Here is a 3,352-nt window from a genome sequence, read left to right on the forward strand (position 1 = left end):
CCTTTGACGCCTGGACGGTGGCCTTTGTTGCCGCCTTCCACGTCCTGGTCGGACATCCACGAACCTTGTTCGGAGTAGATTTTGAACATCGAGCCAGAGATGTCGGACTTGAACTTCACTTCGTCGAAGATGAAGAACTCAGGCTCTGGACCCACAAATACGGTGTCGCCGATACCGGTCGACTTCAGGTATTCCTCGGCACGCTTGGCGATCGCCCGTGGGTCACGGTCGTAGCCTTGCATGGTCGAAGGCTCGATCACGTCGCAGACCAGGATCAGGGTCGGCTCTTCGGTGAACGGGTCGAGAACGGCAGTGGTGTCGTCCGGCATCAGGATCATGTCGGAAGCTTCGATGCCTTTCCAGCCAGCGATGGAGGAACCGTCGAACATTTTGCCTTCTTCGAAGAAAGCTTCATCCAGCGCATCGCGAGCCGGCATGGTCACGTGGTGCTGAGTGCCTTTGGTGTCCGTGAAGCGCAGATCAATCCACTTGACGTCATGATCTTTGATGAGTTGAACCGACTTCGACATAGTGTCCTCCGGGTGGCTYAGGGCTAGTAATGGATGCCCTTAAATGTGGGTGATGCCGGCGCGAATACTCTGCCATGGCAACCTGCCTCACAAGGGAGCAAATTGCATGCCAGTGCCTCATCATGGGTTTTTTGCCCCAATATCACGCTTGCAAGGGGGCGGCGCACCATAAAGCGCAAAATATCGCCCTGTAATGTAGCGTCGATTTCCATAAATGACCTGTTTTGGTGCATGCAAAACCTTCTGCACATTAACTGGTTAAACCTTGAGCAATTTCCGCTATAATCCGCGCCCCCCTTTTTCGGCTGGCCCTGCGCGCGCTGTTTTCATGAAACTAATCGTAAAAGTCTTCCCCGAGATCACCATCAAGAGCCGCCCGGTACGGATGCGTTTCATCCGCCAGTTGGCCAAAAACATCCGTACCGTGCTCCGTGACCTGGACCCGGCCGTGGTGGTGAACGGTGTGTGGGACAATCTCGAGCTGGAAACCCGCGTCAGCGACCCCAAGGTCCTGAAAGAGATGGGCGAGCGCCTGACTTGCACGCCGGGCATCGCGCACTTTTTGCAGATCGACGAGTACCCGCTGGGCGACTTCGACGACATCGTCGAGAAGTGCAAGCAGCACTACGGCGATGCGCTGGCCGGGAAGATTTTCTCGGTGCGCTGCAAGCGCGCCGGCAAGCACCCATTCAGTTCGATAGACATCGAGAAATATGTCGGCAGCCAGTTGCGCCGTCAGTGTGGTGCCGCCGGAATCGACCTGAAAAAGCCCGAAATCGAAGTCCGTATCGAAGTTCGCGACCAACGGTTGTTCGTGATCCATAGCCAGCACAACGGCATCGGCGGTTATCCGCTCGGGGCCCTGGAACAGACGCTTGTACTGATGTCCGGCGGCTTCGATTCCACCGTTGCGGCCTACCAGATCATGCGCCGCGGGCTGATGAGCCACTTCTGCTTCTTCAACCTGGGCGGACGCGCCCACGAATTGGGCGTCATGGAAGTCGCGCACTTCATCTGGAAGAAGTACGGCAGCTCCCAACGCGTGTTATTTGTCAGTGTGCCGTTCGAGGAAGTTCTGGGAGAAATTCTCGGGAAAGTCGATAACTCGACATGGCAGTCCTTGAGCGCGCGCTCGAGAACGCCAAACTGGTGCCGATCGATCGGGTGATCGACGAATTGGGCCAGGACTTGCAGATTGAAGAAGTCAGCGAAGCGCTGGCGGGCCAGATCATCATCGATATCCGTCACCCGGATGCCGCCGAAGACGACCCGCTGGAGCTTCCTGGTATCGAGGTACAGACGATGCCGTTTTATGCACTGAACGCTCGTTTCAAGGAACTGGACCCTACTCGCCAGTACCTGCTGTATTGCGACAAAGGCGTGATGAGTCGCCTGCATGCCCACCATTTGCTCAGTGAGGGGCATGCCAATGTGCGCGTTTATCGACCGAGCTAAGTGCCCGGGGCTGTTTGCCTGTGGCCTGCGTCACCGGCCCCCCGATGCCACCGTCAAGTTGTAACGGCTTGTACGGACGCTACTGTTAATCGCTGCCAAGACTTGTCAGCACACCGAATCCTCTGATCGAGATACACAAGTGATCGAAAATCTACGCAACATCGCCATCATTGCCCACGTTGACCATGGTAAAACCACCCTGGTAGACAAACTCTTGCGTCAATCCGGCACCCTGGAGCGCAACGAGCTCAACGACGAGCGCGTGATGGACTCCAACGACCAGGAGAAAGAGCGCGGTATTACCATTCTGGCGAAAAACACCGCCATCAACTGGAACGGCTACCACATCAACATCGTGGACACCCCGGGCCACGCCGACTTCGGCGGCGAAGTTGAACGCGTAATGTCGATGGTCGACTCCGTTCTGCTGCTGGTTGACGCTCAAGACGGCCCTATGCCGCAAACCCGTTTCGTGACCAAGAAGGCGTTCGAAGCCGGCCTGCGTCCAATCGTGTGCATCAACAAGGTTGACCGTCCAGGCGCGCGTCCGGACTGGGTTCTGGACCAGATCTTCGACCTGTTCGACAACCTGGGTGCTACCGAAGAACAGCTGGACTTCAAAGTCGTCTACGCCTCGGCCCTGAACGGCATCGCCGGTCTGGACCACACCGACATGGCTGAAGACATGACCCCGTTGTACCAGTCGATCGTCGACAACGTACCGGCTCCTAAAGTTGACCGTGAAGGCCCGTTCCAGATGCAAATCTCGGCACTGGACTACAACAGCTTCCTGGGTGTTATCGGTGTTGGCCGTATCGCTCGTGGTAGCGTCAAGCCGAACACTCCAGTCGTGGCCATTGGCGCCGACGGCAAGAAGCGTAACGGTCGTATCCTGAAGCTGATGGGTCACCACGGCCTGCACCGTATCGACGTTGAAGAAGCGTTTGCCGGTGACATCGTGTGCGTGAGCGGTATGGACTCGCTGTTCATCTCCGACACCCTGTGCCAGCCGGACAACGTCGAGGCGATGAAGCCTCTGACCGTTGACGAGCCAACCGTTTCCATGACCTTCCAGGTAAACGACTCGCCTTTCTGCGGTAAAGAAGGCAAGTTCGTGACTTCCCGTAACATCAAGGAGCGTCTGGACAAAGAGCTGCTGTACAACGTTGCACTGCGCGTTGAAGAAGGCGACTCGGCTGACAAGTTCAAGGTTTCCGGCCGTGGTGAGCTGCACCTCTCGGTACTGATCGAAACCATGCGTCGCGAAGGCTTCGAAATGGGCGTTGGTCGTCCGGAAGTGATCATCCGTCAAGTTGACGGCGTGAAGCAGGAACCGTTCGAAAACGTAACCATCGACACCCCTGAAG

Annotated in this window: 2 protein-coding genes and 1 pseudogene; 2 read left to right on the forward strand and 1 reads right to left on the reverse strand. The window is 56.8% G+C overall.

All coding sequences use genetic code 11. The annotated features are described in order from the left end of the window. The coding region (locus AC1DLB_RS28625; RefSeq protein ID WP_477786149.1) for a glutamine synthetase beta-grasp domain-containing protein at positions 1 to 530 on the reverse strand (530 nt) is incomplete at its 3' end. 328 nt (positions 531 to 858) lie between these two features. Between AC1DLB_RS28625 and thiI the strand changes: the two are divergent. Further along, positions 859 to 1,985 (forward strand): annotated as a pseudogene (gene thiI / locus AC1DLB_RS28630) (thiazole biosynthesis protein). A gap of 139 nt (positions 1,986 to 2,124) precedes the next feature. After that, a partial coding sequence (locus tag AC1DLB_RS28635) for a GTP-binding protein (RefSeq protein WP_477786150.1) occupies positions 2,125 to 3,352 on the forward strand: 1,228 nt, incomplete at its 3' end.

Source organism: Pseudomonas sp. 05N434, from assembly GCF_056396965.1.